The organism is Nostoc sp. CALU 546 (genome assembly GCF_048836525.1).
In genome coordinates this window covers 93,028-95,446 of the sequence record NZ_JAWJTF010000024.1, presented here as the reverse complement: position 1 = coordinate 95,446, position 2,419 = coordinate 93,028, and the positions used below count along the sequence as shown (strand labels likewise).

Below are 2,419 nucleotides of genomic sequence, written 5' to 3'. Positions count from 1 at the left end.
GTAGAGACAAGAAGGCGTCATAGTACAGCCTTGGCGTAAATTCATAGGGAATTGAGGGTTGAAATTTAAACGCAAAGGGGCGCAAAGGTAAGCGCAGAGGTACACAGAGGATTCGCTACGAATTAATGAAATGTTGTACTTAGTTATACTGAGTTTTTTCAGAAATCAAATATGAGTTCCATAGCATGATTAATTTTTACAGTGCGTAAGTCCTAGAATTTTACTACAAGTTTATGACTTCCTAGACTCCAGATCGGCTTACAGCGATATTATTTTTGAAGCTTTAATTCTTCAGAAATCAGCAGTCCCTCAATTCTTGAAGTAGTTATTGGTTGAGAGACTACACTAATTTCTCCTAATGGAGTTTTATTTACAAAGTAGGTGATTCCCCGAAAGCTCAATTTATAGGCTATTGGTGCTAAAGGAACTGCCGCCAATTTTGAATTTGAATTAACACGATAGTTAACGCCACGGTACATCAGATTATAAGCTGACCCAATTTGAGGAACTGGTTGAAACGGCTGTTCTGTTTTTTTGCTGCCAACTTTGTTTGGGTCGTATTCATAGCTCAGACCACGATAGTAAAGTTTCATAATTTTTGCTTCCTGAATAACTGTTTTTCAACAATGTCAATGACTTATCAGAGGTTGATTGGAGAGTTATGCAAGAGCTAATGTAAACTTACATTTTTTAAGGAACTGCTTAAAGGATTAGGCGTCTAGAGTCAAGAGTCATTGGGAATAGGGCAGTGGGGAAAACTCTTCTCCCCTGCTTCCTGCTCCCTTGCTCCCTGCCTCCTGCTCCCCACCTCCCGTATGCTTACTCTTTTCATTCGGGGGTTACGTGGTTAACAATGGGTTGAATGTTTTTTAAATGATTCAACCTTATGGCTAGAACTCCAAATGAATATGCCGTATACCTCCTACTGGAAAGCGGCCACCGGGAAGAAATACGTTTTCCTACTATTCAAGAGTTTCAGAAGTGGTATAGTGGCGAACTTGTGCCAAAGTCTGCTTCTAATGACTTTATTAGCGTGCCGATAAAAAATATTCAAGGGGAGTATATGGTGGTAAGACCCTCTCGGATCGTGGCAATCCGGGTAGAACCCGTTTTTAGTTCCAGTGTTGAAAGATTCAACTAAATGATGAGAAAAACCCTTGCTTTGCTTTCCCTGAGTCTGGGAATTGCCTTTGTAAATCCTCTCTGGTTGGCTGTTGCTCAGGTTCCTAATGTACTGCCGTTGCCAGTGCCGACTACTCCTAATCTCTCGCCGATACCAATACCAATCACTCCTGAGATAACGCCACCGTTAAAACCGATAGCCATAGGAAGCGATTGTAAGCCCCAGCACGCTTGCTTGGGTTGGGATGAGCAACTTTGGGGACAAAAGGGCGATCGCAAAGCGCTGTTAGCTTCCATTGACAACAGTCTGCTTTACCTAAATAAGAGTGCGGCGATCGCGGCATATCAAAATTATCCAGTTAAGGAAATTACCCTTGATCGCGTCCGCCGGAGTTTGATCCGTTTTCGCCAACTAGTTGTCAGTTCTAAGTCAGCAGCGCAATTACAAGCCGCTGTCCGCCGTGAGTTTGTCTTCTACCAGTCTGTGGGCAACGATGGCAAGGGTACTGTTAAATTCACTGCTTACTACGAACCTATTTACACTGCTAGCCGTGTCAAGACTGCAACATATAAGTATCCCCTTTATCGCCTACCACCTGATTTCAACCAATGGCCGAAACCCCACCCAAAACGAATTGAGTTGGAAGGGAAGGATGGTTTACAAGGGAATAAGAGCCAGTTACGCGGTTTAGAAATGCTTTGGTTTCGCGATCGCCTAGACGCATACATGGTACATATCCAAGGCTCTGCTCAAATTAAATTAACTAATGGCAAAACAACGTCAATTGGCTATGCAGGTGGAACTGATTATCCCTGGACTAGTATCGGCAGAGAACTAGCCAAAGATGGCAAACTTCCCCTGGAAGGATTGACAATGCCACGTCTAATTAGTTATTTCAAAAGCAAGCCCCAAGAGTTGAGCAATTATCTGCCCCGCTGGGAACGATTTGTTTTCTTCCAAGAAACAAGCGGTAGAGCGGCTACTGGTAGTATTCATGTGCCAGTAACAGCAGAACGTTCCATTGCTACAGATAAGTCTCTCATGCCACCAGGAGCGCTAGCGCTGATTTACAACTCGTTTCCCTATCCCACCACTGGTGGCAAACTAGAGAGGCGGACTGTCAGCCGCTATGTACTTGACCAGGATACAGGAAGCGCCATCAAAGGCCCGGGCCGGGTGGATTATTTCATGGGTTCTGGGAAACTAGCAGGCGATCGCGCTGGGATCACAGGCGGTAATGGTTCACTATATTATTTATTGCTCAAGAAATAGATATTGGGCATGGGGCATGGGGGG

General features: G+C 44.3%; 3 protein-coding genes. 2 read left to right on the top strand and 1 reads right to left on the bottom strand.

Annotation, left to right across the window (positions count from 1 at the left end; all coding sequences use genetic code 11):
* Nucleotides 1–269: 269 nt before the first annotated feature.
* The gene (locus RRG12_RS14815) at nucleotides 270–593 is read right to left on the bottom strand and encodes a DUF4278 domain-containing protein (protein ID WP_420759810.1); all 324 of its coding nucleotides are present in this window, start codon (nucleotides 591–593) and stop codon (nucleotides 270–272) included.
* Between the two features lie 293 nt (nucleotides 594–886).
* Between RRG12_RS14815 and RRG12_RS14810 the strand changes: the two genes are divergently transcribed.
* Together RRG12_RS14810 and RRG12_RS14805 are read left to right on the top strand one after the other, a co-directional pair.
* Nucleotides 887–1,141 (top strand): hypothetical protein, encoded by a 255-nt coding sequence (locus tag RRG12_RS14810; protein ID WP_069073729.1) that lies wholly within the window; start codon nucleotides 887–889, stop codon nucleotides 1,139–1,141.
* A gap of 3 nt (nucleotides 1,142–1,144) precedes the next feature.
* Nucleotides 1,145–2,395: a murein transglycosylase A gene (locus tag RRG12_RS14805; RefSeq protein ID WP_420759817.1), complete on the top strand. Its 1,251-nt coding sequence runs from the start codon at nucleotides 1,145–1,147 to the stop codon at nucleotides 2,393–2,395.
* Nucleotides 2,396–2,419: the final 24 nt, after the last annotated feature.

Bases quoted from the DNA above. Each gene is read 5' to 3' on its own strand.
- RRG12_RS14805 (WP_420759817.1), top strand. From the start codon at position 1,145: ATGAGAAAAACCCTTGCTTTGCTTTCCCTGAGTCTGGGAATTGCCTTT.
- RRG12_RS14810 (WP_069073729.1), top strand. From the start codon at position 887: ATGGCTAGAACTCCAAATGAATATGCCGTATACCTCCTACTGGAAAGC.
- RRG12_RS14815 (WP_420759810.1), bottom strand. From the start codon at position 593: ATGAAACTTTACTATCGTGGTCTGAGCTATGAATACGACCCAAACAAA.